1 pseudogene is annotated in these 264 nt (G+C 28.8%); it reads right to left on the reverse strand.

The annotated features are described in order from the left end of the window. Positions 1–224, reverse strand: a pseudogene (locus SCA31_RS23855) (hypothetical protein); the annotation flags it as partial. Positions 225–264 lie beyond the last annotated feature (40 nt).

The following is a 264-nucleotide window of genomic DNA, read 5'->3' on the forward strand; positions in this document are numbered from 1 at the left end:
GAAAAAAGTTTATTATACCCAAGCAACGCCGCTGTAGCATATATAAAAGCAAAAGAAAATAAATAGGTGTAAAATTTACCTTTATATTTTTGTTTAAAAGAGGGCACTTTCTGACCAAAAACCATGGTCAGAATTATACATAAAGCCAAAACGATGAATAGCACCACCAAAAGTTTTGGATCTAAAAGATTAATAAAATATTTTTTTATGTTTATCTGTGTCATATCATTGTGTTATATCCTTGTATTATATCCTAAAACAGGG

It is taken from the genome of Chryseobacterium sp. SIMBA_028 (assembly GCF_046535285.1).
Classification (GTDB): domain Bacteria; phylum Bacteroidota; class Bacteroidia; order Flavobacteriales; family Weeksellaceae; genus Chryseobacterium.